Annotated in this window: 22 protein-coding genes; 15 read left to right on the top strand and 7 right to left on the bottom strand. The window is 66.4% G+C overall.

The window, feature by feature from the left end:
* The first annotated feature begins 4 nt into the window (after positions 1-4).
* From ACFFGY_RS02000 to ACFFGY_RS01990, 3 genes are read left to right on the top strand one after another with little or no spacing between them, the layout of a single operon-like run.
* Positions 5-1,078 (top strand): ABC transporter substrate-binding protein, encoded by a 1,074-nt coding sequence (locus ACFFGY_RS02000; RefSeq protein WP_377042695.1) that lies wholly within the window; start codon positions 5-7, stop codon positions 1,076-1,078.
* A gap of 19 nt (positions 1,079-1,097) precedes the next feature.
* Entirely contained in the window at positions 1,098-2,111 is a 1,014-nt protein-coding gene (locus tag ACFFGY_RS01995; protein ID WP_377042694.1) for a FecCD family ABC transporter permease, read from the top strand.
* Complete coding sequence (locus ACFFGY_RS01990; protein ID WP_377042693.1) at positions 2,108-2,899, top strand: ABC transporter ATP-binding protein; 792 nt, start codon at positions 2,108-2,110, stop codon at positions 2,897-2,899. The genes ACFFGY_RS01995 and ACFFGY_RS01990 overlap by 4 nt, the downstream gene beginning before the upstream one ends.
* 210 nt (positions 2,900-3,109) lie before the next feature.
* Here ACFFGY_RS01990 and ACFFGY_RS01985 read toward each other — a convergent pair whose 3' ends face one another.
* Entirely contained in the window at positions 3,110-4,354 is a 1,245-nt protein-coding gene (locus ACFFGY_RS01985) for a DUF2325 domain-containing protein (RefSeq protein WP_377042692.1), read from the bottom strand.
* Positions 4,355-4,506: 152 nt separating this feature from the next.
* Here ACFFGY_RS01985 and ACFFGY_RS01980 point away from each other — a divergent pair, with 152 nt between their 5' ends.
* Positions 4,507-4,713, top strand: coding sequence for a hypothetical protein (locus ACFFGY_RS01980; RefSeq protein WP_377042691.1), 207 nt, complete (start codon positions 4,507-4,509; stop codon positions 4,711-4,713).
* Between the two features lie 152 nt (positions 4,714-4,865).
* Here ACFFGY_RS01980 and ACFFGY_RS01975 read toward each other — a convergent pair whose 3' ends face one another.
* Positions 4,866-6,029: an MFS transporter gene (locus tag ACFFGY_RS01975; RefSeq protein ID WP_377042690.1), complete on the bottom strand. Its 1,164-nt coding sequence runs from the start codon at positions 6,027-6,029 to the stop codon at positions 4,866-4,868.
* A gap of 440 nt (positions 6,030-6,469) precedes the next feature.
* Positions 6,470-7,501 (bottom strand): M14 family metallopeptidase, encoded by a 1,032-nt coding sequence (locus ACFFGY_RS01970; RefSeq protein WP_377042689.1) that lies wholly within the window; start codon positions 7,499-7,501, stop codon positions 6,470-6,472.
* A gap of 94 nt (positions 7,502-7,595) precedes the next feature.
* Here ACFFGY_RS01970 and phnF point away from each other — a divergent pair, with 94 nt between their 5' ends.
* Positions 7,596-8,336 (top strand): phosphonate metabolism transcriptional regulator PhnF, encoded by a 741-nt coding sequence (gene phnF, locus ACFFGY_RS01965; RefSeq protein ID WP_377042688.1) that lies wholly within the window; start codon positions 7,596-7,598, stop codon positions 8,334-8,336.
* Positions 8,337-8,918: 582 nt separating this feature from the next.
* Here phnF and ACFFGY_RS01960 read toward each other — a convergent pair.
* Together ACFFGY_RS01960 and ACFFGY_RS01955 are read right to left on the bottom strand one after the other, a co-directional pair.
* Positions 8,919-9,908, bottom strand: coding sequence for a quinone oxidoreductase family protein (locus ACFFGY_RS01960; protein WP_377042687.1), 990 nt, complete (start codon positions 9,906-9,908; stop codon positions 8,919-8,921).
* Between the two features lie 31 nt (positions 9,909-9,939).
* Positions 9,940-10,812 carry an isocitrate lyase/PEP mutase family protein gene (locus ACFFGY_RS01955; protein ID WP_377042686.1) on the bottom strand — a complete coding sequence of 291 codons (873 nt, stop codon included), beginning with the start codon at positions 10,810-10,812 and terminating at the stop codon, positions 9,940-9,942.
* A gap of 155 nt (positions 10,813-10,967) precedes the next feature.
* Between ACFFGY_RS01955 and ACFFGY_RS01950 the strand changes: the two genes are divergently transcribed.
* Together ACFFGY_RS01950 and ACFFGY_RS01945 are read left to right on the top strand one after the other, a co-directional pair.
* Positions 10,968-11,861: a LysR family transcriptional regulator gene (locus ACFFGY_RS01950; RefSeq protein WP_377042685.1), complete on the top strand. Its 894-nt coding sequence runs from the start codon at positions 10,968-10,970 to the stop codon at positions 11,859-11,861.
* 304 nt (positions 11,862-12,165) lie between these two features.
* A complete protein-coding gene (locus tag ACFFGY_RS01945) occupies positions 12,166-12,753 on the top strand; it encodes a GDSL-type esterase/lipase family protein (RefSeq protein ID WP_377042684.1) in 588 nt (195 codons plus the stop codon).
* A gap of 131 nt (positions 12,754-12,884) precedes the next feature.
* Here the strand turns inward: ACFFGY_RS01945 and ACFFGY_RS01940 are convergent, their stop codons facing one another.
* The gene (locus ACFFGY_RS01940) at positions 12,885-13,421 is read right to left on the bottom strand and encodes a 2'-5' RNA ligase family protein (RefSeq protein ID WP_377042683.1); all 537 of its coding nucleotides are present in this window, start codon (positions 13,419-13,421) and stop codon (positions 12,885-12,887) included.
* 234 nt (positions 13,422-13,655) lie between these two features.
* Here ACFFGY_RS01940 and ACFFGY_RS01935 point away from each other — a divergent pair, with 234 nt between their 5' ends.
* The 8 genes from ACFFGY_RS01935 (at position 13,656) to ACFFGY_RS01900 (ending at position 21,457) form a co-directional block, all read left to right on the top strand.
* A complete protein-coding gene (locus ACFFGY_RS01935; protein WP_377042682.1) occupies positions 13,656-13,976 on the top strand; it encodes a hypothetical protein in 321 nt (106 codons plus the stop codon).
* A 390-nt stretch (positions 13,977-14,366) separates the two neighbouring features.
* The gene (locus ACFFGY_RS01930) at positions 14,367-14,906 is read left to right on the top strand and encodes a GNAT family N-acetyltransferase (protein WP_377042681.1); all 540 of its coding nucleotides are present in this window, start codon (positions 14,367-14,369) and stop codon (positions 14,904-14,906) included.
* Between the two features lie 338 nt (positions 14,907-15,244).
* Complete coding sequence (locus ACFFGY_RS01925) at positions 15,245-16,135, top strand: NYN domain-containing protein (protein ID WP_377042680.1); 891 nt, start codon at positions 15,245-15,247, stop codon at positions 16,133-16,135.
* Between the two features lie 31 nt (positions 16,136-16,166).
* Positions 16,167-16,793 carry a class I SAM-dependent methyltransferase gene (locus ACFFGY_RS01920; protein WP_377042679.1) on the top strand — a complete coding sequence of 209 codons (627 nt, stop codon included), beginning with the start codon at positions 16,167-16,169 and terminating at the stop codon, positions 16,791-16,793.
* A 238-nt stretch (positions 16,794-17,031) separates the two neighbouring features.
* Positions 17,032-18,900, top strand: coding sequence for an AAA family ATPase (locus tag ACFFGY_RS01915; protein ID WP_377042678.1), 1,869 nt, complete (start codon positions 17,032-17,034; stop codon positions 18,898-18,900).
* 644 nt (positions 18,901-19,544) lie between these two features.
* Positions 19,545-20,159, top strand: a complete 615-nt coding sequence (locus tag ACFFGY_RS01910) for a YitT family protein (RefSeq protein ID WP_377042677.1) — start codon at positions 19,545-19,547, stop codon at positions 20,157-20,159.
* Positions 20,160-20,549: 390 nt separating this feature from the next.
* Positions 20,550-20,771, top strand: a complete 222-nt coding sequence (locus ACFFGY_RS01905; RefSeq protein ID WP_377042676.1) for a hypothetical protein — start codon at positions 20,550-20,552, stop codon at positions 20,769-20,771.
* Positions 20,772-20,965: 194 nt separating this feature from the next.
* A complete protein-coding gene (locus ACFFGY_RS01900) occupies positions 20,966-21,457 on the top strand; it encodes a hypothetical protein (protein WP_377042675.1) in 492 nt (163 codons plus the stop codon).
* A gap of 218 nt (positions 21,458-21,675) precedes the next feature.
* On the opposite strand, the gene gyrB is transcribed toward ACFFGY_RS01900, so the two are convergent.
* Positions 21,676-24,147 carry a DNA topoisomerase (ATP-hydrolyzing) subunit B gene (gene gyrB, locus ACFFGY_RS01895; protein ID WP_377042673.1) on the bottom strand — a complete coding sequence of 824 codons (2,472 nt, stop codon included), beginning with the start codon at positions 24,145-24,147 and terminating at the stop codon, positions 21,676-21,678.
* Between the last annotated feature and the right edge of the window lie 39 nt (positions 24,148-24,186).

The raw sequence follows: 24,186 nt of genomic DNA, 5'->3' as shown, positions 1-24,186 counted from the left end.
CGCCATGATCTCTCGCCGCCTGCTTGTCCGTGCCGGACTGGCGCTTCCTGCCATCGCGGCGGTCACGGGCGGCGTAGGCCGCGCGGCGCAGGCCGCCGCCACGCGCGAGATCGTGGATCAGAACGGCCGCCGCGTTCCCCTGCCGGAGAAGGTAACGCGCATGGTGGTGTTGCAGCACCACAGCATGGACGTGCTGACCCAACTCGGCGCGACCGGGCAGGTGGTCGGCGTACTGCGCGACTGGCGCCAGCAGCTTGGCCCCGGCTTCGCCCGCCTCGCACCCAGCTTCGCGACGATGCCAGCACCGGGCACCCTGACCAGCGCCAACGTCGAGGAACTGCTCTCGCTGTCGCCCGACGTCGTCATCCTGACCTACTACGCGCCGGCGCAGATGGTGCAGGCCATCGAGGCCGCCGGGATGCCCGTGGTGCAGATGGCGTTCTTCCGGGTTCCCGAGAGCGAGCGCGGCAAGCTGAACCCGGTGCTGGAAAACGAGAAGCAGGCCTACACGGATGGTCTGATCGACGCCATCCGGCTGCTGGGCGAGATCACCGGGCGGCAGGAACGTGCCGCGGAACTGGTGGAGGCGGCGCTCGCCGGGCGCCGTCTCGTGGACGAGCGTACCGCTGCGCTGCCGGAGGCTGGCCGCACCAGCATGTACATGGCCAACCCGGATCTCACGACCTACGGCAGCGGCAAGTACACCGGCGTGGTCATGGAACTGGCGGGCGGGCTGAACGTGGCGCGCGGCATCCAGGGCTTCGGCAAGGTGACCATGGAACAGGTGCTGGCCTGGAACCCCGAGGCGGTGATCGTGCAGGACCGCTACGCCGCGGTGGCCGACCAGATCCGCCAGGATCCGGCCTGGACACCGGTGCGGGCGGTGGCCGCGAACCGCGTCACCGTCACGCCGGAATACGTCAAGCCCTGGGGCAACCCGGTGCCGGAAAGCCTGGCGCTGGGCGAGGCGTGGATGGCCAAGGCCCTGCATCCCGAGCTCTTCGCCGATATCGACCTGCGCGCCCGTGCCGACAGCTTCTACCGGCGCTTCTACGGCATGCCCTATGAAGGCGCGTGAGGACGCCGCGGTCACGGCGATGCTCCCGCGTCCCGGCCAGCGTCACCTGCTCTGGCTGACGCTGCTGGTCGTGGCATCGGTGCTGCTTTCCCTCGGGGTCGGGCGCTTCAGCCTGCCGCCGGGCACGGTGATCCGCATCCTGTTGTCGCACATCCTGCCCCTCGACGCGGACTGGCCCCGCACGGCCGAGATCGCGCTGATGCAGGTGCGGCTGCCGCGCGTGGGCGTGGCCGTGCTGGTGGGCGCGTCGCTGGCCATCGGCGGCGCCACCTACCAGGGCGTGTTCCGCAACCCGCTGGTCAGCCCCTTCGTGCTCGGCGTCTCGGCCGGTGCCGGGTTCGGCGCGGCGCTGGCCATCCTGCTCGACGGCGGGGCGCTGGCGGTACAGGTCACCGCCTTCGGCTTCGCGGCGCTGGCGGCCTTCGGCACCACGCTGCTGGGACGTGCCTATCGCGGCAACCGCACGCTGGTGCTGGTGCTGTCGGGCATCATCGTGGGCTCGGTCTTCACGGCTCTGCTGGGCCTGCTGAAATACGGTGCCGATCCCGAGAACAAGCTGCCGGTGATCGAGTACTGGCTGCTCGGCTCCCTGTCCGGCGTGCGGGCGCCGACCTTCTGGGGCCTGCTGGCGATCAACGCACCGTTGCTGGCTCTCCTGCTCGCCCTGCGGTGGCGGCTGAACCTGCTGGCCATGGGTGACGAGACCGCCCGTGCCCTGGGCGTGCGCGTGGCGCTGGAGCGAGCCATCCAACTCGGGCTGGCGACCGCGCTGGCCTCGAGTGCGGTTGCCGTCTGCGGGCTGGTGGGCTGGATCGGGCTGGTGGTGCCGCACCTCGCACGGCTGCTGGTGGGCGCCGACCATGACCGGCTGCTGCCCACGACCTTGCTGATGGGGGGCACCTTCCTGCTGCTGGTGGACACCGTGGCGCGGTCGCTGTCTTCCGCCGAGATCCCTCTGGGCATCGTCACCTCGCTGGTGGGCGCACCGGTCTTCGCCGCGATGCTGCTGCGCGGCGAAAGCTCCTGGTCGTGAGCGCACCGCTGCTGGCGGCGCAGGGCCTCGCCTTCACCCATCCTGGCGGGCGGCGGCCGGTCTTCGAGGGGTTGGACGTGGCGATGCATGCCGGGCGGGTGCTGACGATCCTGGGGCCGAACGGGGTGGGCAAATCCACCCTGCTGCGCTGCCTGGCAGGTCTTGCCCGTCCCAGCACCGGGACCGCGCTCTTCGAAGGAACTTCGCTCCAGGTGCTGAACGACGCACAGCGGGCACGCCGTATTGCCTTCATGGCGCAGAGCGCGGTGGAGGCATTTTCCTTCACTGTGACCGACATCGTGCTGACCGGCCGGGCCGCGCATCTCACGCTGTTCGACCGTCCCCGTGCGGCGGATCGCGAGAGCGCCGCGCGGGCGCTGCAACGCCTGGGCATCGCCCACCTGGCACATCGTCCCATGCAGGCGTTGAGCGGCGGCGAGCAGCAGATGGTCCGCATGGCACGCGCCCTGGCTCAGAACAGCCCAGTGCTGTTGCTGGACGAGCCGACGGCGCACCTGGATCTCGCCAACCAGCGACAGGTGCTGGACACCGTCCGATCACTCGCGGCTGAAGGCTTTGCCGTGGGCATGAGCAGCCACGACCCAAGCCATGCCCTGGCCTGCGGCGGCGATGTGCTGGTGCTGGGACACACCCGGGCCGTGGCTGGGCCCGCGGACGAAGTCATCACCCCGGCGCTGTTGCGGGAGGCCTATGGCCTGCCGATTGACATCCTGCGGACGCCGTTGGGCAGGGACGTGGCGGTACCCGACTTCGGCATGCCCCATTAGCCTCGGCACCAAATCAAACTGCTGGCGCCGCGGCAGCCGGGCGACGATGATGTCGTCACGCCCCGAGACTGCTTCGGCTCAACTTCGGCATCCGTCCCTCAGACCGGGCCAAACACAGATGCTGGCGGCGATCACGCAGTGGGCTGTGGAGGTCCACCTCAACGCGCTGCCGTGTGGCTCAAAGGCGTCCCAGACCGATCTGGGTTTACTTCATGCTCGTCGTTCAGGATGAGTCGCGAGGCTATGAAGCGCGGCAAGGAACGCGGTGCTTCCCGTACTGCGCAAGGGGATGAAGGGCTTTCCCACCCGGCGGCAATGACGCTTCACCGTCAAAGCCGCGTCATGACTGACGCAGTCGACAGGAAAGAGGACAGCATCGGCGCGGCTGGCGAGACCATCAAGCTGGGCTTCTGCATTTTCCAGACCGCCATCGTGCAGCAGAAGCGCAGCGCCCGTTGCCTCGGCGATGATACGCAACCGGGATGCTTGGCTCGGTCGCCCGCCGACGTAGAGCAGGGTCATGCCGTGGAGGTCGAGGTCAATTCGAGTGCCGCCCGTCTCCTCGGGCGAGAGGGTGGCCTCCAGCGCCGCGACCTCGGTTTGCAGCACGTCCACCTGTCCCCGAGCCTCCGCGCTCCTGCGTTGTTCTGCCTCCAGACAAGCACGCATCTCGTCCAAACGGCGTTGCAGGGTGACGCGGTGCTCAACCTCGCTCCCCAAACGGCGACGCATGTTTTCCAGCGAAGCGTGGGTTTCCAGGTCGGACAACGGCGCCGCATTGCTTGCCGCTGGCCTGGCGTGTTCCTGTAAGCGCTGGGAAAGCTCCCGGATGGTAGCGTCGCGTTCGGTCGCCATGTTCTTGAGGCGGAACTGTTGCTTGGCGACCTTATCCAGGAGAGCCGCATTCTCCACCTCGAGTTGAGCCAGACGCCGGATGTCTGCCCGGTTTGCGGCGCCGACGAGGTGCGAAAGCATGTGAACCTCCCCGAATGCCTCCCGCTGAAGTTCCGAGGAGGTATCGGGATGGGTCATGACCGCCCAATAGGGGCCGGGAATGTCGCCGACGGCGAGTGCCTCCATCCAGAGGCTACGCACGTCCTCCAACGTCCGGGCGCGGGCAAAGCGGTTGGTGGCGGCTGCATGTCGCGCGTCGAGTGCTTTGTGCAGCATTTTGCCCGCGGTGTCGTGTCGCTCCGCCAGGCCAACCGCCGCGCCATGCAGGACGTGGTCAGTCTCCCGTGCATGCGCCGGGTTCAGCTTGCACAGGAGCTTCCGGAGTTCAGCCGCCGAGAGACATGTGCCGATGATGGAGCAATGGAACTGATCCGATAACTCCCAGAGTTTCCGACGTCGATGAGCAAAGTGGTAAGCATCCTGTGCTCGGATCGGCAGCGGTGTGGCTGCCTGCCGCCCCTCGAGGAGGCGCTGGGTCGAGCCAGCACGCCAGTTCTCCATGCCCAGTGCTTTATTCCCGCAGCAATCCTGTCCCATCGCGCGCTATATCCAAACGGATACAGCGAGGCTGCCAGACCAGGCTTGATTGCGCAAGGCACGGGTGCCGCTACGGCGCAGGTTACGCGGTGACAGCGTCGCCAGGATCCTTTCGCTTGCTCCTGGCGACGATGAGCATGTCGTCGTCCGGAGTGGCCTCTACGCCTCAACGCCGCTACGGGGAGGCTGGCAGCCTGCTGCGTGAGCATCGGACGGCACTGGACGCGGTCGCGGCGGCGCTCCTCGAGCGGGAGGTGCTGACCGGCGTCGATGTCGAGGCCATCGTGCAGGCCGTGGCACCGCCACCTGATCGCGGGTCATGAATGTCCAACCTGGCTCGGAAGGAGAGCGGGGCGCCTGCCGATGATGCTCAGGGGGAAAGGTGCCGGTGCTTCCCTGCCGCGGGCGGCAGACACCGTGAACGCCGCCGTCGGCAGAGACGTTATGGTGTCGGGCGGGGCTGGAATAGGGGGGCTCAGGACCGTGCGGTGGGTTCGAGTGATTTAAGTATGGGGGCCAGCAAAATCATGAGCGGCACGACCGCCAATGCCGTCGCGCCCGCCACTATGACTGCCCATCGTGGTCCCGCAGTGTCGCCCAACCAGCCGTAAAGCACGGGGGCCAGGGCACTCGAACCCAGCGTGCAGGAGTAGAACAGCGCGAAGGCGTGCTCGATCCGCCCAGGCGGCGCGAGTTCTGGAACGGTGCCGTAAAGCACGGAGGAGGTGCCGTTGAGCATGATCCCAAGGATCGGCAGCAGCGCCAATGCCGGAACGAGTGGTAAGGCGAGTAAGGCCATGACCGCCGCGGTTGTGCCAATCTCGGTCACGATCACGGTCATCACCAAGCCCAGGTGGTTACCCAGCCAACCACAGACAGCCTTACCACAGGCGCCCCCGACGAAGATCAAGGACAAGGCTAGGCCGAGGGTGGCTGGGGTTCCGCCCTTCATCTGCATCAGAGCAGGGAGGAAAAGGAGAAGGGCGACACCGGCGCAGCCGTCAAATAGAGCAATCGCGATCAGGAGAACGAACCCGCGGCCGCGCCCCTTGTAGCCCGGTGCCTTCGCCGTCGCGGCTACCGCTGGGGCAACACTGATCGGGTCGCCGCTGGACCGGGGCATCAGCCGTAGGATCACGAACGCAACCACAGCGCCGAGGACTGCCACGGCCCAGAAAACTGGGTGCCAACCCTGCGGCCCCATTGCTACGGCGAGCAGGGGTGGAAGTGACGCCTTCCCGAGATCGCCAGCGAAGTTGTACAGCCCGAGTGGGCCTCGCGCCGCGCTGCCGTAAGCACGCGACACGGCCGCGGAAGCGAGCGGGTGCTGCGTACTCCCACCAGCGCCAGCCAGTACGAGCGTGGCACCCAAGCTGAGCACGCCGCCCGAAAGGCCGCTGAGGGCAAAAGCACAGCCGCTCAGCACAGTGCCAATTCCTAGCACGGCCGGGATGCCCATCCGGCGTCCCAGCCGACCGGAGGGGATCTGTAGCCCCGCTAGAGTGCCGATATAGAGCGCCCTGAGCAGCGCCAGCGCGCTGTAGTTCAGGCCGAGTTGTGCCTGCCAGAGCGGCATCAGCAGGTAGATGCTGGATGTAAGACCATCATGGAATGCATGCGCCAGTCCGGTGATGACCAAGGTGCGCTTGGCGTTCCACGAGGCCTGTGCAGGCGCTTTGCGGCCGCTGGCATTGTCGGAGCCGCTAATCTGACCGGCCTCCGAACGTCCGCATGCGACATGCGGCCGAGGATGGTCTCACAGCAAAGTAGCCGCGCGTCCGTGACCATGACCTCCTCGGTCGTTGGGCGGTCGAAGTAGTCGTTGCCGGAGATGCTGCGCCCAGCGGGCCGTACGCCGGTGACGCCGGAGGTGTTGTTTGGGTGGCGAAACCGGGCACGACGGCCGCGGCCAGCGCGGAGAAGCCTCGGGCCTGAACGTGCGCCGAGATGGACAGGATATCATCGGCCAGTACCAGTCCCGGGTGAACCGGGTCGGAGCCTTCCAAGCACACCACCACCGGCCGCGGCGGGCACCGGTACGCCCGGCCATTTACCTTCACGGCCTCGGTCAGGAACGCATCAGACATGCGCAGGTACCTCGGGCGGCAGGACCATGGGCTCAGGAGATGCCACGATGCGTCCCAAGCGCACCGCGGTCAGCCCGGCCCACAAGCGCTGCGACGGCATGATCGCCACGCAGTCGTCGTGCGGGGTCACCACCGGCTCGCCGCCATCATAACCGATCAGGGTACCTGCTTTCGCGATCACCTCGCCGCCGCGTAGCGGCAGAGCGAAGGTGAACTCACGCTTCACGGTAACCGGCATGGTGATCTCGACGAAGCGGCTGGCCTGGTCCGGCAGAGGTGCAGCCTCCCCACCGGCTTCGAAGCTGCTTGGCAGCATGTCCAGACGGTCCAGCATACGCAGGCAGGCACCGATGGCGACGGCAGGGCTGGTGGCGGCCCAATGCTGACCGCACTCGAGCAGTAACGCGGTCTGGTGTGACTGCGGGTCACCGAAGCCGCGGTGGTCGCGCATGCGTGCGCCCTGAGCATGACCGCGGTCCACCATCACCAGATCGGCCAGCCCCAGGGCACGCGCGAGTTGACGGCTGCGTTCCAGAGGCCCGGCCAGGACCAGGGGCTCGTTCGGGTGCTGGGTCGTATGGAGGTCAAGCAGGAAGTCCGCATCCTCCACGAAGGGCAGCAGCGCCGCCGCCCGCGCTGCGTCCGCGCTGCGAGGTGGCTGCATTCCCAGGATATCCGGCGACCACAGGCGGTTCATGTCCTCGTCCGCCCAGCGGCTCGCGCGTGGGTCGGCCGGATCGAAGCGGGCATAGGCGTCAGTGTTGGCGAAGGCGAGAGTGAGGGTGCCGCGGCGCGGGAGCACCGCGCGCGCAAGCAACCAATCAAGGGCGATTGCCCCCGCGGGCTCGTTGCCGTGGATCAGGGCAGTGATCAGCAGGTGCGGACCAGGTCGGCCGGAAGAGAAACGGTGGACAAAGGGTGTTCCCGTGTTGCCGTCTCGCCACCGCGTGATGTCTGGCGGCTCGATCTCGACAGGATAGTCTATCACGGGTTGCGCTTGCGCGCGGACCGCGGAGGTGTTCATCGATGCCGTTCCCTGCTGACCGTCTCACATGGATCAGGAGCAGGCAAAGTGGTATAGACCTCTGTACCAGAGTCAAGGAGCACATGGCTGAGGCATGAGTGACCTGGAGGGCATGGATGCAGGCCGGAGCGTCTGGCGTGCCGTGGCCGACCGGCTCGCCGGGGAGATCTCGGCCGGAGTCTTCAAGCCTGGGGAACGGCTGGCCAATGAGCGCATGTTGGCCGAGCGCTACGAGGTGCACCGGCACACGCTGCGCCGTGCTGTTGCTGACTTGGCCGAACGTGGATTGCTGGACGTACGGCATGGGCGCGGCACGTTCGTACGAGCGGCCCCAATCCCCTACCGCGTCGGGGCACAGACCCGGTTCCGGCGGAACATCGCGGCATTGAGCCGTGATCCCGGCGGGCGCCTGCTCGCATCCGTGACGCTGCCTGCGCCTGCACACGTGGCCGGAGCGTTGGCGATCGCGCCGGGGATCGATGTTGTGCGCCTCGACATCCTGCGAGAGGTGGACGGCGTACCGCTGATCCGGTCCGAGCACTGGTTTCCCGCCGCCATTGTCCCGAAAATCGCTGCGCACTTCGAGGAAAGTCAAAGCATCTCGCGCGCCCTGGAGGTTCTTGGCGTACGTGGCCTACGGCGGCGGGACAGCACAATCAGTACGCGCCCCTCGACACGAACCGAGGCCGCGGAGCTTAGACTCACTCCAGGCTCGCCATTGCTGATCTGGGAGTCGCTGAAGGTGGATGTGAACGGCACCCCATTAGACTTCGGTGTGGCATTGCTTGTTGGTGAGCGCGTGCAGCTCGTCCTCGACTTGGACAAAGCATCCTAGAACGATGGTGCGCTTCGGTCAGAGGGTCTCACCTTGACCGAGTGATGGCTGGGCACCAAAGCCGCCTGGAAGGGCCGCCCAGATCGTTGGCACGATCATTGTGATGTCTGGAGCCTGACCGCGCGTGGGTGGACTAGGCAGGCAGTCGAGGCGCTTCCCACCCTTTCACCCGCGTTAACCGGAATCCGACTGCTCGGGCTTCCTGAGCAGCTATGGTCCACTACCCCAACGCTCTGCACGCCCTCGCACGCAGCTACCCGGTGATATCCATCGCAGCCGGAGGTGTCGTGGGATACCTCCCGTGCCGGTGGTTCTCCCGCAAGGAGTGGGTCAGGGCAGCAGGAGGAATCCTGGGAGCGACTGCGGCGGCATATGCGAGTTACCGGATGCGGTAGGACGTCGTGCCAGGGCGTCGCAGATGAGGACGTCGCGCGGATAGACTCACATGAAGGTGCGAGCCCGCCCGAGGCTGAAGAGATCACCACGAGCCTTCTCAGCCACCTTGCCGAGAAGGTTGGCGATTGCTTATGCCGTACATGGGGATGCTCGCGGCCGCGACGGCTCTGTTGCCCGCCACGCTGGTCAGGGCAGGTCGAGGATCGGCTTGCCGACCACCCGTCGCTCCTCAAGGGCCGCATGGGCCTCTTCAACGGTGTCGAGCGAGTATCGCCCGGCAATCTTAATGGAGAGGGTGCCCTCCAGCAGCGCGCCGAAGATGTCGGCCGCCCGCCGCCGGATGGTGGGCGCATCCAGCAGGTGATCGGCCAAACGCGGTCGCGTCAGAAACAGCGACCCGGCCTCGCCGAGTTCGATGGGGTCTAGGTCCCGCACCGGGCCGCCGACGCTGCCGAAGCTGACGACCAGCCCGCGCCTCCGGGTGGCACGAAAGCTGTCGCGCAGGGTGGGTTTGCCAATGGGGTCGAACACCACGTCGACGCCCTGTCCGCCGGTGAGGTCACGTACAGTCTCGGCAAAGCGGCCATCATCGTAAAGGAAGGCCGCAGCGGCCCCGCGCTGCCGGGCGACTTCCGCCTTGGCCTCCGTGCTGGTGGTGGCGAAAACCGTGGCGCCGAGCCGGGTGCCGAGTTGCACCAAGAGTTGCCCGATGCCGCCGGAGGCGGAGTGGACGAGGCAAGTCACTCCCGGTTTCAACTGCCCGATGTCATTTACAAGGTAATGCGCCGTGAGGCCATGGAACATGGCCGCCGCCGCCCGGTCGAGCGGCAGCGCATCAGGCACTGGCACCACGCGCCAGGCAGGCACCACCGCATATTCGGCGTAGCTGCCCCAGGTCAGGCAATAAGCGACCCGATCGCTTGGCGCGAACTCGGTGACGCCGTTCCCCAGCGCCGCGACCTCTCCCGCGCCCTCGATGCCGAGGGTGGTTGGGATCGAGACCGGATAGGTCCGTGAACCGGCATACTTCCCCTGTCGCGTGTGTACGTCCATGAAGTTGATGCCGGAATGCCGCAGACGGATGAGAACCTCGCCCGGCCCAGGCTGAGGCACCGGGATCTCGCGGCGGACGATCACCTCCGGGCCGCCATAGTGGTCGATCTGGATTGCTCTCACAGGCTCCTCCTCGGTATCCGGGTGCTGGGCATCAGGCGCCGCTGCCGTAGCGGCGCTCCTGCTCATCGAACCAGGGCTTACGCACCAGAGCCTGGCGTTCGGCGAAGCTCGCGGTCAGCCCGCTGGCCTCCTCCAGAAGCCCATCCCGTTGGAGTGCTGCCAGCGCCTCCCGCATGCCACGTATGGCTCCCTGCAACGCAACGTTGGCGTAGAGCAGCAGCCCGAACCCCATTGCGCCTGCCTCGGCCTGACCGACCATCGGCGTCACCCCACCGACAACGAGGTTCAGCATCTGCGGCTTGGAGAGGAGCTTCGGAATGCGGCGCAGTTCGTCGCTGCTGGTCGGCGCCTCGACGAAGAGGATGTCGGCACCGGCTGCGGCATATTGTTCCGCGCGGCCGATGGCTGCCTGGAAACCCTCGACTGCGATGGCGTCAGTGCGGGCGACGATGAGCACGCCACCCTGGCGTGCGTCGACTGCTGCACGGATCTTCCCCACCATCTCCTGCGCGGGAACGAGGGCCTTGCCGGTGAAGTGGCCGCAGCGCTTCGGGCTTAGCTGGTCCTCAAGCTGAATGGCGCTGGCGCCGACGCGCTCCAGGGCTCGGACGGCATGACCGACATTGAGCGCGTTGCCAAAGCCGGTATCGGCGTCCACCACCACTGGCAGGTCCGTCGCCTCCCGGATGGCCAGCATGTGCTGCGACAACTGGGTGAGGTCCATGAAGCCCAGGTCGGGCATGCCCAGGAACGTGTTGGTCAGCCCAGCACCGGTCAGGTAGGCGGCTTCGAACCCCAGGGTGTCGACGACGCGCGCGGTGAGGGCGTTTGCGACACCTGGTGTCAGGATCGCGCGACGTTCGGCCAGAAGTTCAGTCAGGCGGCTGATGTGGGATGCTGGCAAGAGGCGGCTCCGATCGGCGGGTCAGGACGCTTGTCGGCGGCAGGAATTGGGCGGCGCCCTCTCGCTGGCTGCTCGCGACGTTCCCAGGCATCGTTGATGCCAGGCTGCACGTCCAATATATTGATTAATGCACTTCGATAGGTTCTACTTATCAAATGGAACTGCGTCACCTCCGGTACTTCCGTGCCGTGGCCGAGGACGGCCACATGACGCGGGCCGCCGAGCGGCTTGGCATCGCCCAACCTGCCCTCAGTCAGCAGATCAGGAACCTTGAGGAGGAGCTCGGCGTACCGCTGTTCGACCGTGTCGGCCGCGGCTTGGCGCTGAACGAGGCCGGGCGCCTGTTCTTGGAAGAGGTGCGCGACGTGCTGGTCCGGGTGGACGGCGCCGCGTCCCTGGCCCGGCAGGCAGGCCGGGGTGAGGTCGGTCGGCTGCGGGTCGGCTTCACGGCCTCGACCTGCTTCAACCCAGCGGTGACGGAAGCGCTGAAGGCCTATCGTCAGACCTGGCCGGGCGTGGAACTGATCTTGGAAGAGGGGCGCTCCAGCCTGCTGGAGGCGGCTCTTGAGCAGGGCACGCTGGATGCTGCGTTCCTGCGGCCGCCGCTGCGCTCGACCGAGCGGCTCGGCTTTGAACTGGTCGCGACGGAGCCGATGGTGGCGGCTCTCCCGGTCGGCCACCGCCATCAGGGACGTAGCGCCTTGAAGCTGGAGGAACTGCGCGACGAGCCGTTCATCCTCTACCCGCGTGCGAACGGGCCGGGTCTGTCCGAGAATGTGGTCGCTGCCTGCCAGCGGGCCGGGTTCACGCCGAAGGTGGCTCAGCAGACGCCGCAGCTTGCCTCAACCGTCAACCTCGTGGCGGCCGCGATAGGAATTGCCATCGTGCCTGACTGCATGCGGCAACTGCGTCCCGACAGCGTGCGCTACGTGACGCTTCAAGATGCGGCGCTGAAGGCCGAGTTCGGCCTCGCCTGGAGACGGGACGATCGTTCAAGGACGGTGCGTCACCTCATCGACACAGCAACCCAAGCGGATCCGAGAGGCTGAACGACCGCTTTGCCTGCACCTCAACTTGAGGTCTGCCTCGCACTCAAGCCCGCGCTAGCACCGGCGAAGAGGCTAGCGCGACCACCGACTGCAAGCAGACCATGGATGAGAGTCAGTCAGAGGATGCGGTGTTGAGGCGGGGACAATCCACCCGATACGCTCCCGTGCGGTTAGGTCCAGGTTGCGCCCAACTCGCCTTACCAATCCAGGCTCTGCTGGCGCCCGGCAATGCAGTTCATCGCTGCAAGCGACCCTTAGCGGTCCTTAGACTTGCCACGCGCAACCTAGCGATCATGATCCATCCATGAGGATCTGCTTCTTCGGCGATAGCTTTGTGAACGGCACGGGCGATGATGACTGCCTTGGTTGGCCGGGCCGTCTCTGCGCCGAGGCACGGTCGCGTGGTCACGACGTCACGATGTACAATCTCGGCATCCGGCGGAACACTTCCGGCGATGTAGCCGCTCGCTGGGAAGGTGAAGCCGCAGCACGATGCCCACCCGAGCACGACGGCCGCTTGGTCTTCTCCTTCGGAGTGAACGACTGTGTGCTGGAAGAGGGCCATCCCCGGGTTCCCGAGGAAGAAGCACTGGCAAACACGCGGGCGATCCTGGCACGAGCCCGCGCAACGCGGCCGACCCTGATGATCGGCCCGCCCTGGACGGGCGAAGCATCGTTAGACGAGAGGGTGAAGCGATTATCCGACCGCCTGGGACCGATCTGCCATGAGCTATCCGTACCCTTCCTACCGATCTTCCCTCGACTGACGGGCGTGGACGTCTGGCGTGATGAGGCGCAGCGGGGTGATGGCGTTCACCCTAACCGGGGCGGCTACGCGTTGATCTATGACGCTATCCTTCACTGGCAGCCCTGGCGCGAGTGGTTGGCCTAGGCCTGCTGATCACCCCACGGAGAACAAGCTGTTGTTTCGATCAGCTTGAGACAGCGAAGGGCAGCTTGCCGCCCGGTCCCGCGGTAACCCCGGGCCAAGCAGGCTATCGCAGCACCTAACCCATCGCTCCTTCACTGCACCTCAAGGAGAGCTTGGCTTCGCAGAACGTCCACCGGGCGGAACCGCACAAGTTCCACCTGCCTGCACTCAGCACTAACTGGACCGCTCCACGCCGAACCAGCGGCCTCAATGGCGCGGTCAGCCGATACGGCTCCTTCCTGACTGAGGGTGACGTGCGGAACCCAAGAGCCTGGCCTGTAGTGCGGGTGAACCCCGAACGGCATGAGTGCCGCATGAAGGTCGGCATGCCTGGCCAGCAGTTCCGACGTTACGACCGGCGCTGCCCAGATAACCGGTCGCGTTCGAGGGAATACACCTAGTCCAGCCAGGACGACGGAGAGAGTCGTCCACTTTCCTGTCACACGGAAAGCTGCCTCCTCAACGTCAGCGATAGGCGCCGTGTCCGGCAGGACAGCAAGGGTCATATGTGGCGGGTAGCCGAGGCGGATTGCGTCATCTGAACCAACCTGTTCAGCCAGTGCACACCACATCCTCCGCACATGGGCCGCAGCAGTATCATCGAATAGCAAGGAAATGGCGTATGGCATCACGTCAACCCATCATCGGGTTCCAAAACTTTGGTTCGGTTTCCACACCGCCCGGTGCTTACTCCGGTCAGGAGGCTCGCGCCGCCCCCGACCCAAAGCGGACCTTCCCGGTAGCAATCCGGATAGCCGGGATTTGGGAGGAGCCCGTTCCATCACTGGATGAGCCCCGTTACCGCATCGTTGACGGATCCGAGCACATACGGAAGCTCCACAGGAGGATGCTCGCGCCTTCCGATGTCCGAGGAGAAGAAAGCTCCCTCTCCAGGCCGCGAGCTTCTGCGCGACCTCGCCTGGGGAGCGGCAGGTGTCCTTTGTGAGGCCTTACCGCTCCTTTGTTATCTTCTCGGCACGGTCTACTTCCTGGGCGCCTTCATCGTTGGACACATTGCATTGGTCAGGACGCTCCGCGGCACTGTTCCTGCCGTGCTCAGGTTTCTCGTGATCCCGCTTGCGGTGTTCGGCTTCGTGGTGCTCGCGCTGCTGATCGCGATACCGGTGTTGCACCCGTCGCCAATGGCTACTTCACGCCATGCAATGCCATTCAGCAGAAGTTGAGCCAGCCCAAACTTTCGGCTGTAGGTCCAAAACCCTTCGTGTCGATGGGACGTCAGGCCAACTGCTGCTCGATCAGAGGCGGCCAGTAGGTTGATGGACCGGGTCACTGCTTTCCCCGAGTAGTTCCGCAGACCGATCTTGAAACATCATCGTAGTCCCGGCTGCCCACGGCGCCATCGGTGCGCAACGCACCACCTCAATGTTCCAGGCCGTCGGCTCCCGCGAGAAGACGGGTCACGCCGAGATTGGCCGCCGTCGTGACACCCTCCCGGGCAGGACCGGATTTGAATGGCAAAGCGGTGGGGCTGAGGCCGAACTCCACTGCACTCGACGTTGACCCGCGCCAGCCCAGCGTTCCAAGCTTTAGCGACACTTGCTGCCGAAGGCCCGATGAGCGTCACCATCGTCTCCACCGCAGAGCGCCCGGAGTTCGTCAGCGTGACCGCGCGCTGGCGCTATGATGCCTTCTACGAGGACAGCGGCGAGAGCTTCGACGCCGTCCTTGCCAGGGCTCAGCAAACCGCCGACCGGGCGCAGCCGATGCCGCGAACCCTCGTGCTCCTCGTGGATGGAGCACCTGTGGGCACCGCCAGCCTCACCGCACATGATCTGGACGAGCGACCGGACCTGACACCCTGGTTGGCCGGTGTCTACGTGGCGCCGGACGCACGGGGGCAGGGTTACGCAGGACTGCTGGTTGCTGCGGTCGAGCAGGCAGCGGCTGCCATGGGTATCTCGACGCTCTGGCTCTACACGAACACAGCGGAGCGCATCTACGCGCGGGCGGGCTGGAAGGCGGTGGAGGTCATTCAGCACAAAGGCACGCCCGTCGTGCTCATGAGGCGTGACCTTCAGGCGTGTTCAGTTTCGGCAGCAGAAATCCCCACCAGCGGCCCCGGCCTCCGAGAAGGCGGCTCAGATAGCCTTTGATCCCGTGCAGGCATGTGCCTCTATCGGTCTTGCGGCAAGGCATCCTTCTGCAGGTCAAGGTGAGGAAAAGAGCAAGTTATGGCCCAGGTAGCAGAAGAGCAGAGCCTGCGTTCTGGCTCTCGCCTCGCCATCTTGACTGCGGTACTTCCTGCGAGCGCGCGGATTTCGCTGCGGGGACCCTGAGCCAGCTTCATCTGGCGTGGGGCACTGAGGTAGAACTGGGCCGGAAGACCTCGCGGCCACCTCGACGACGATTGGTTTCGGGCAAAGCGCATTCGGTACTTCGCAACGAGCTTAGAATAGTGTCGGGTTGCGTGCGACGCATCCAGGATCCTTTCATGCCCGACGGTGCCCATTCTCCGACAAAAGCGCGGCTGCCAGGAAAAGCTGCTCAGGGCACGAGGGTACGCTCCCGGCGGGCCCAAGCCGAGCCACTGCTGGTTCTCATTGACGCTGAGAATGTGCCAGCCTGCCTTTGGCCACGTGTTCAGGAGATTCTGGCGCTCGTCACCCAAGGGCGCCCGATGCGACCCCAAGCCTTCTTCTGCGGCGACGACGTGGGATGGTCGCAACACGAGGAGGTTCACCTCACCGATGGTGGCTTTGCCTACCGCGCCAAGAACTCCGCTGACTTCATGCTGGCCTTCCATGCAGGCGAATTGGCGGCGCGCGGGACCATTAAGGAGGTGGCGATCGTCAGTGGGGACGACGGGCTCGCCCTGGTGGCGAAGCAACTGCGCGACGCCGGAGTGGCGGTTTACGCCGTCATTCCCTGCGGCTCCGGAACCTATGGATGCAAACTGGCAGACGCAGCGACTCTTGCGCTTCTGGCGCCTCTTCCGGCTGACCTCAGGACGCGAACAGCCCCAGTCGTGACTGCGCCTGCTGCGGTTTCTCTGGCCCACGTCACCTTCAAAACACTGGAGCATGCCAGGCAGGCACGAGAGATCACCTTGGCGATGGCGAAATGCAAGGTCGATACGGACGGCTGGGTAATGATGGCCGACCTGGGTGTGGCCGTTGCCCAGTCGGGCATCTCACTCGGAAGCAAGAAGCTCGGTGAGGTTCTGACATCGGCCGGGTGCTTCGAGTTCGGTTTGATGGCAGCCGGTCAAGCTGTGCGCGTGATAGCGCCTCGGCCCTCACCAGCAATATCGGACGCGAGCGCGGCCTCTGAGCCGGGCGCCGTGGCAAACGGCGTGACCAGTTCGCCGGAGAAGCCGCAGTGAGCCAGTGGCCCACGCTTGCTATGATCGCACCGTGCAGCCCGCCATCGTCTCCTGGTACGATTCGCATGCCTCCGGCCTGGCAGCCGTCTACGAGGCAGTCCCGCCGACGGTCAGCCGGGATTGGCTGACCGACCTTCTGCCCCGCCCACCAGCCCTGGTCATCGACGTCGGTGCGGGCACCGGGCGGGATGCCGGTGCCTTTGCCGAGGCTGGCTACGAGGTCATCGCCATCGAGCCGTCCTCCGGCATGCGGACCGAAGCCGTACAGCGCCATCCATCACCCCGGATCCGTTGGCTCGCCGACAGCCTGCCGAGCCTGGCTACGGCGTCCCGAGCCGGTGTCGCGGCGGATGTCGTCTCGCTCAGCGCCGTCTGGCAGCACGTCGCCCCGGCGGACAGGCCGAGAGCGTTCTGCAAGCTGGTGGCCCTGCTGCGCTCGGGCGGGCTGCTGGTCATGACGCTGCGCCACGGTCCCGATGACGGCCGTGGCGGGCACCCCGTCAGCCTCGTCGAGGTGGAGACCTTGGCCAGGGCCCACGGCATGGAGGTGGTCAGGGCCGTAGCCTCCCCGGACCTCCAGGGTCGACCCGACATCTCCTGGACCGCGGTCGTCCTCCGTCTCCCGGACGATGGAACAGGTGCCCTGCCGCTCCTGTGACACCTGATTCTGCAAGACGCCAAGAGCGCGACCTACAAGCTGGGCCTACTTCGAGCCTTGTGCCGGGCTGCTGATGGCTCAGCGGGCCTAGTCGAGGAACATGGCGACGAGCACGTCCGCCTGCCGTTGGGTCTCGTCGCCCTGAACTGGCTTCGGCTCTACCTGCCGCTTACCGAGGCAAACCTTCCTCAGGCGCCCGGCAACCGCCGCGGAGCAGAGGGCTTGGGCTTCAGTGGTTGTGCTCCACCGCACCCTGGCTGCGCATCAAGTCGATGCCACCACGATCCAGGGCGCCGTGGTCTTGGAGGTTCCGGGTGCGGATTGGGTGGAGGCCGTCAGCGGTGCCTGGCGCAGCATGGTGAGCGTGCCGAGCAGACGGGCGTCCAAGAGCAGGTCTGGTGACCTGGAGTTGCGGCCGGGCGAGTGGCTGGTGTTCGACGCCACCGGCCCCAGCCAGCGCCACGGGGCCGCCTACGAGAACGAGCAGATCCCGATCAGCTTGTGGCAGGGGCACAACCTCGTTGGCGTCTCCCAGGCGCCTGAGCGCCACCTGCCGCCACACCTGCTCCGCGCCGCCGACCTACGGCTGACGGTGGAGCCCTTGGATGCCGAAGGACTGCGCGCGGTGGCCCAGCGGGTCACGGATGAGCAGCCGACATCGCTGCCTCCGGCGGACACTTGCGCACCCATTTCCCCGGTGACCCTGCGGCTGGCGCGCCGCCCTGGGCAGTCGGCGGACGACTTCCTCCAGCGCGCCGCCCGTATCGTCACGCGGGGCAAGAGGTCGGCGGTCGACCCGGGTATGTCCCTCGACAGCCTGCCCGGGATGGAGGAGGCGGTCGCCTGGGGACGTGACCTGGCGCGCGACCTGCGGGACTACGGCGCCGGTCGCCTGGCCTGGCGCGACGTCGACCGCGGCTGCCTGCTCGCTGGTCCGCCCGGCACCGGCAAGACGAGCTTCGCCAGGGCCCTGGCCGCCTCCTGCGGTGTGCCGCTGGTCGCTGCCTCGTACTCGCGCTGGCAGTCCTCCAAGGAAGGACACCTGGGCGACCTGCTGCACGCCATGGCGGCCTCGTTCGACGCAGCCCGCAAGGCTGCCCCCTGCATCCTGTTCATCGATGAGCTCGACAGCCTGCATACGCGTGAGACGGCAGGTCAGCATGGTGACTGGTGGGCAGCCGTCATCGGCGGACTGCTGGAACACCTGGATGGGCTGGAGAGCGGCGAGGGCGTGGTCGTCGTGGGCGCCACCAACCACCCGCAGATGATCGACCCGGCCATCCTGCGGGCAGGCCGCCTGGATCGCACCATCACCATCCCGCTGCCGGACCAGCAGGCGCTGGCCGCCATCCTCAGGGTGCACCTGGGAGCAAACTTGGCCGAGGCTGACTTGTCGCAGGCCGCCGTGCTCGCCCAGGGTGGCACCGGAGCGGATTGCGAGAAGTGGGTCCGCGGTGCCCGGCGAAGGGCGCGGAGCAATGGCCGCCCCGTGATGCTGGCTGACCTGCTAGCGGAGATCCGGGGTGAGGTGGATGTGCGTCCCGCTGGCGAGCGCCGCATCCCGGCGGTCCATGAGGCCGGGCACGCGCTGGTGCAGGTGCTCGAGCAGCCCGGGACCTTGCGGTACGTCTCCATCCGCGAGGACGGCCAAAGTGGCGGCCACACCGTCTACGACATGCCAGTCAACGCGCTGACGGAAACCTGGCTGAGCCTGCACCTGCGGCGGTTACTCGCCGGGCGGGCCGCCGAGGAGGGGGTGTTCGGGCAGGCTTCCGGCGGCGCCGGTGGGGGCATCCACAGTGACCTGGCCAGAGCCACCCGCCTGGCGGCCAATGCCGAGACGGCAATGGGCCTATCGCAGCGGCCGCTGCTCTGGCTGGGCTTCTGGGATGACCGGGATCTGGCGACGTTGCTCCTGACGCGGCCTGCGGTGGCGCATAGCGTCGAGGCACGCCTCAACGCCGCCTACGGGGAGGTTGCCAGCCTGCTGCGTGAGCATCGGGCGGCGCTGGAGGCGGTCGCGGTGGCGCTGCTTGAGCGGGAGGTGCTGACCGGCGTCGAAGTCGAGGCCATCGTGCAGGCAGCGGCACCGCCTGAGCGCCCCTGAGTTCCCGGCAGTCGGATGCGGAGCAGTGGGCTGCGGTTATGAACGTAGAAGCGTTCGACAACTGGCAGCGAGGTGAGCAACCGGCCGTTCCAGCGAAGTGATACGACGGAAGGATGCTGGAAACCAACGCCTCCTGCTACGCCGCCCATCGCGAGCGGAAGGCTGGCAAGGTTCGCTCCCCTTGGTCGGACGTTTGGTTCAGCTAGCGACATGTTCAATGTTGAAAGCGGACGGCTGTTCCTGCCTGTCTGATCGGCGGCTAGACGTGGGTCAGGTGCGTTTGTTCGCAAGTCTATGCCCACTTGTTCGCGCGTCGGCTCGAGGTGAATGGAGCTACGCAGGAGCATTTCTCTGCTTGCCAGAGGCCAGTAGCTATCTGAGTGGGTTTACCAAAGAGGCGGGGTCATCCTCCAAAACTCACCTTGCAGGGTGCGATCGCCGCACTTGGTTTGACCGCCCAGTGTCTCGCGGTTAACCGAAGTTTTCCTGCCCATTGGCGTCGGCTTCGCTGGCCAAGCAGGCCTCGTTCACCGCTCTCAAAGAGCACCGCAGCCACTGCCTCCGAGATGCCAGCCTCCCCTTGGCACGACTTACGCATGGCGCTCCCCGAACCGTGGTGATCCTTCATGGACCAGGAGCCTGACTTGCCGCAGCCCAGCAATCCCATCCGCCATCGCCCCTACGAGGACTCGCTTGCTATCCTGCTTGGCACGCTGTTGGTGGCGCTCGGCCTGGCATTTTATAATCAAGCGAAGCTTGTCACGGGGAGCATGGCTGGTCTGGCGCTGCTGATCCAGTACGCTACTGGCCTAAGCTTCGGCCCCGTTTTTGCGGCAATCAATCTGCCCTTCTGTGTCTTCGCCTGGCGTCACATGGGTTGGAGCCGCTTGGCCCGAACCTTGGTCGCCCTTGCGCTTCTGTGGGGCTTCACATGGATGACCGCACGCGTCGTTCACTTCGACCATCTTGATCGCGTCTACGCAGCAGTGACCGGTGGCGTGCTCATGGGCGTCGGCTTGCTCGTGCTGTTTCGGCATCAGACGGGGCTGGGCGGCACCAACATTCTGGCAATGCATCTTCAGGATCGCCATGGCTTTCGAGCCGGGTACGTCCTCTTGAGTATCGACGCGGCCATCCTGCTGGGAGCGTGCTTCATCCTTCCGGTTGGGCAGGTGGCACTTTCCATGGTCGGTGTGGCGGTTCTCAACGTCATCATCGCACTCAACCACAGACCGGGTCGTTACCTGGGCACCGCTTAACGAGGGCGCAGGTGGCGTGTGTCGTGTCACGGATGTGCTTTGTTGAGCGTCCGTGCCCGGCTGGGAAGTCCGCCGCGCCGGTCCAGTTGGCGGACTTCCGCGTACCATTGCACCCGGCACTAGCCATGGCCAAAAAGGGCTAACGCGGCAGGTGACCCAAAGCGCACCTAGTTGGCGGCAGTTGAGAGCCACCAGTTGCCGCCATCAAACCAGCACGTCTCGTCCGGCTTGCTCTCCAGGTGAATGCTTCGGGACTCCGCGCGGCCGCCATGTCAGCCGGATACATGCCGCAGGTCACCTGGCAGTGCCGTGTAGGTAGGTTCGAGACTGCTATATTGTCGGCAAAAGCATGATTGGACCGGACTAGGTGCAAGTCTCTATGCGTGCGGTATGGGAGATCATGTCGCCGTCTTCGAGGAAGGCCAGCGGATCGGACGCTTCGTGCTCATGCACGACGTCGAAGGCACCTTGCATGCCGTGTCTGCCACAGCGGTGATCGCCGCCTGCGAGACTGATGCCGGAGCCGTCCTTCTTCTGCCCGGCGGGCGCATGATCCAGGTCACTCAGTCCCTGCACACGCTGCTCTCCTGGCTGGAGATGGGAGGGCGCTGAGGAGGCAACGAGTAAGCCCAGCGATCAACCTGCGTGCGGTAGAGCGAACCGAAGCCTGTCACAGGTGGCTCCGGAGAGTGTCGGCCCTCCCATCCATGTGCGGTCGGCCCTGCTCGCAGGCGGACGCCGTCTTCGATCCAACCTCGCTTGCGTGGATCGGTGACATCTTGGGACGACATCCCAAGGAGCCTGCGATGCTACCTCTCGATCCTCCCCTGAGCCCTGTGGCCGTCCGGGGCGAGCGTAACCCCCTGAGTGGCCTCGACCCCGTTCAGCGGGCTGCCTTGCGAAGCGACCGCCGGGACCCGGAGGTCCGCGGTCGCTTCGCAAGGCACCTCCTCGAGACCAATCCCGACAGCATCCTCGGACGCATGATCCTGGCGGAACTCGCTCCGACCCCGGCAGAGACCGAGGCGCTGCTCCGCGACGCCGTCCGCATCGGCCAGCGGCTGTGGGGTCCGGAACTCACGGATGAGGTGCCGGTCCGCTGGTTCGATGACCCCGAAACCCGCGTCTTCATGGCCGCGGTGTCGGCCTACGGGCGAACGCTCAATCGCCGCGGACTGGAGCGGGAGGCCCGTGAGTGCGCGGACTTCCTCCTCGCACTCGACCCTGCGGACCGCCTCAACGTGGAGGAGAGCGTCATGGAGCGGCCACCGAAGATGCCACGTGGTGGGCCATCGTAGGCCCTGTTCACCGTGCGGAGGCGGGCGCTCCAGGAGGGGCAAACACCTGTGCCATCAATGTTGTCACCGCATGAAGCGTGCGCCGCCTCAGCGCGCCGGTCCCTCCGGTAGGCAAGGGGCGAAAGAATTTGTCTCATGAAATCAACAACATACCGCTATGAGGGCCAGTGACAACTTGTGGCACAGGGACAAGTTGACTGGCACCTCACATCACAACATCACACGTCGAGGTTCGCGACCTTCAGCGCATTGCCCACGATGAACTCGCGCCGCGGCTCCACCACGTCGCCCATCAGCGTCGCGAAGATCTGCCCGGCCTCGTCCGCGTCGTCGACCTTGACCCGCAGCAGCGTGCGCGCCGCCGGGTCCAGCGTGGTCTTCCACAGCTGGTCCGGGTTCATCTCGCCCAACCCCTTGAAGCGCTGGATCGTCAGCCCCTTGCGGCCCTGCTGCAGCACGCGGTCGAAGGCACCCAGCGGGCCGTTCACGCGGTCCTCGCGCCCGTCGAAGCGGAAGCTCGCGCCGTTGCCGTAGTGCCGCGCCAGCTCCTGGCGATGCGCTTCCAGCCAGGCCGCATCGGCGCCGCGCAGCACCGCGGCCTCGATGGAGTAGCGCTCCGCCACGCCGCGCACGGTGCGGCCCATCCGCAGGCCCCCATCGTCCAGCGTCACCACCCAGCCGCGCTCGGTGGGCAGCGACAGCGCGTCGAGACGCGAGGCCAGCTCCTGCGCCGCCACGCCGTCATTGGCGATCGCCAGCGCACCCGCCAACGCAGCCTGCTCCACGATCCAGTGCGGCACGCTGCCGGCCACGCGGCGGACGCGGCGCGCCACCTCGCGCAGCTCGTTCACCACCGCCAGCAGCGCTTCGCCCTCGGCCGTGCTGTCGTCGCTGAAGCGCAGGCTCGTGTTGATCAGCGCCTTCTCGACCAGGTACTCCTCGAGCGCCGCGTCGTCCTTGAGGTAGCGCTCCTCCGACCCGCGCTTGGCGCGGTAGAGCGGCGCCTGCGCGATGAACAGGTGCCCGCGCTCGATCAGCTCCGGCATCTGCCGGAAGAAGAAGGTCAGCAGCAGCGTGCGGATGTGCGACCCGTCCACGTCGGCGTCGGTCATGATGCAGATGCGGTGGTAGCGCAGCTTGCTCGCGTCGAAGCCGCCATTGGCCGGGTCGGGGCCGATGCCGGCACCCAGCGCGGTGATCAGCGTGCCGATCTGGTCCGAGCCCAGCATCTTGTCGAAGCGCGCGCGCTCCACGTTCAGCACCTTGCCGCGCAGCGGCAGGATCGCCTGAAAGGCGCGGTCGCGGCCCTGCTTGGCGGACCCGCCGGCCGAATCACCCTCGACGATAAAGATCTCGGCCTTGGAGGCGTCGCGCTCCTGGCAGTCCGCCAGCTTGCCCGGCAGCGAGGAGATGTCGAGCACGCCCTTGCGCCGGGTGAGATCCCGCGCCTTGCGCGCCGCCTCGCGCGCCGCGGCCGCGTCCAGGCACTTGCGGACGATCTCGTTGGCTTCCTTGGGATGCGTCTCGAACCAGTGCTCCAGCGCGTCGGACACGACGGCCTGCACCACCGGCTGCACCTCGGAGGACACCAGCTTCTCCTTGGTCTGCGAGGAGAACTTCGGGTCCGGCACCTTCACCGACAGCACCGCGGTCAGGCCCTCGCGCATGTCCTCGCCCGACAGGGCCGTCTTGTCCTTCTTCGCCGCCGCCTCGGCCACCTTGCCCAGCACGCGCGTCAGCGCCTGCCGGAAGCCCGCCAGGTGCGCACCGCCGTCGCGCTGCGGGATGTTGTTGGTGAAGCAGTGCATCGACTCGTGGAAGCTGTCGGTCCAGCGCAGCGCGAACTCGACGCGGATCTCCTTGTGCTCGCCATTGCGCTCCACGGTCTGGGAGCCGGTGGCGGCGGCGGGCGGCGAGAAGATCGGCTTGTTGGAACGGTCGATGTATTCCACGAAGGCCGAGAGCCCGCCCTCGTAGAAGAACTCCGACACGCGCGGCCCCTCCTGGCCTTCCACCGCCCGGTCGTCGCGCAGCGTGATGCGCAGGCCGGAGTTGAGGAAGGCCAGCTCGCGCAGGCGCTTTTCCAGCCGCTCGAACTCGAACTCGGTCTTGGAGAAGGTCGCGCTGCTCGGCTTGAAGGTCACCTCGGTGCCGGTGGCGTGGTCGGAGGCGCCCACATCCGCCAGCGGCGACACGGTGTTGCCATGCTCGAAGCGGATGAGGTGCTCGCGTCCGTTCTTCCAGATGCGCGCGCTCATGGTCTCGCTCAGCGCGTTCACCACCGCCGCGCCCACGCCGTGCAGGCCGCCCGAAACCTTGTAGGAGTTCTGGTTGAACTTGCCGCCCGCGTGGAGGCGCGTCAGCACCACCTCGGCGGCCGAGATGCCTTCCTCGGCATGCATGTCCACCGGGATGCCGCGCCCGTCATCGGTGACGGTCACCGAGCCGTCGGCGTTGATCGACACGTCCACGCGCGAGGCATAACCCGCCTGCGCCTCGTCGACGGAGTTGTCGACGATCTCGAACACCATGTGATGCAGGCCCGAGCCGTCATCGGTGTCGCCGATATACATGCCCGGCCGCTTGCGCACGGCATCGAGGCCGCGCAGCACGGTGATGGATGCGCTGTCGTAGGCCTCCCCACCCTCCGCAACAGGGGCAACAAGGTCGGGGCGGGCAGGATCGGACATCAGGCGGTGCAACCTTTCGGAAGTCTTAGTCGAACTGCC

This window comes from Roseomonas elaeocarpi, assembly GCF_042433915.1.
GTDB lineage: Bacteria > Pseudomonadota > Alphaproteobacteria > Acetobacterales > Acetobacteraceae > Roseomonas > Roseomonas elaeocarpi.
The sequence above is the reverse complement of the archived record's forward strand: the minus strand, read 5'-3'. Positions and strand labels throughout refer to the sequence as shown.

Bases quoted from the DNA above. Each gene is read 5' to 3' on its own strand.
- ACFFGY_RS02000 (WP_377042695.1), top strand. From the start codon at position 5: ATGATCTCTCGCCGCCTGCTTGTCCGTGCCGGACTGGCGCTTCCTGCC.
- ACFFGY_RS01995 (WP_377042694.1), top strand. From the start codon at position 1,098: ATGCTCCCGCGTCCCGGCCAGCGTCACCTGCTCTGGCTGACGCTGCTG.
- ACFFGY_RS01985 (WP_377042692.1), bottom strand. From the start codon at position 4,354: ATGGAGAACTGGCGTGCTGGCTCGACCCAGCGCCTCCTCGAGGGGCGG.
- ACFFGY_RS01970 (WP_377042689.1), bottom strand. From the start codon at position 7,501: ATGAACACCTCCGCGGTCCGCGCGCAAGCGCAACCCGTGATAGACTAT.
- phnF (WP_377042688.1), top strand. From the start codon at position 7,596: ATGAGTGACCTGGAGGGCATGGATGCAGGCCGGAGCGTCTGGCGTGCC.
- ACFFGY_RS01950 (WP_377042685.1), top strand. From the start codon at position 10,968: ATGGAACTGCGTCACCTCCGGTACTTCCGTGCCGTGGCCGAGGACGGC.
- ACFFGY_RS01945 (WP_377042684.1), top strand. From the start codon at position 12,166: ATGAGGATCTGCTTCTTCGGCGATAGCTTTGTGAACGGCACGGGCGAT.
- ACFFGY_RS01940 (WP_377042683.1), bottom strand. From the start codon at position 13,421: ATGCCATACGCCATTTCCTTGCTATTCGATGATACTGCTGCGGCCCAT.
- ACFFGY_RS01935 (WP_377042682.1), top strand. From the start codon at position 13,656: ATGTCCGAGGAGAAGAAAGCTCCCTCTCCAGGCCGCGAGCTTCTGCGC.
- ACFFGY_RS01930 (WP_377042681.1), top strand. From the start codon at position 14,367: ATGAGCGTCACCATCGTCTCCACCGCAGAGCGCCCGGAGTTCGTCAGC.
- ACFFGY_RS01925 (WP_377042680.1), top strand. From the start codon at position 15,245: ATGCCCGACGGTGCCCATTCTCCGACAAAAGCGCGGCTGCCAGGAAAA.
- ACFFGY_RS01905 (WP_377042676.1), top strand. From the start codon at position 20,550: ATGGGAGATCATGTCGCCGTCTTCGAGGAAGGCCAGCGGATCGGACGC.
- ACFFGY_RS01900 (WP_377042675.1), top strand. From the start codon at position 20,966: ATGCTACCTCTCGATCCTCCCCTGAGCCCTGTGGCCGTCCGGGGCGAG.
- gyrB (WP_377042673.1), bottom strand. From the start codon at position 24,147: ATGTCCGATCCTGCCCGCCCCGACCTTGTTGCCCCTGTTGCGGAGGGT.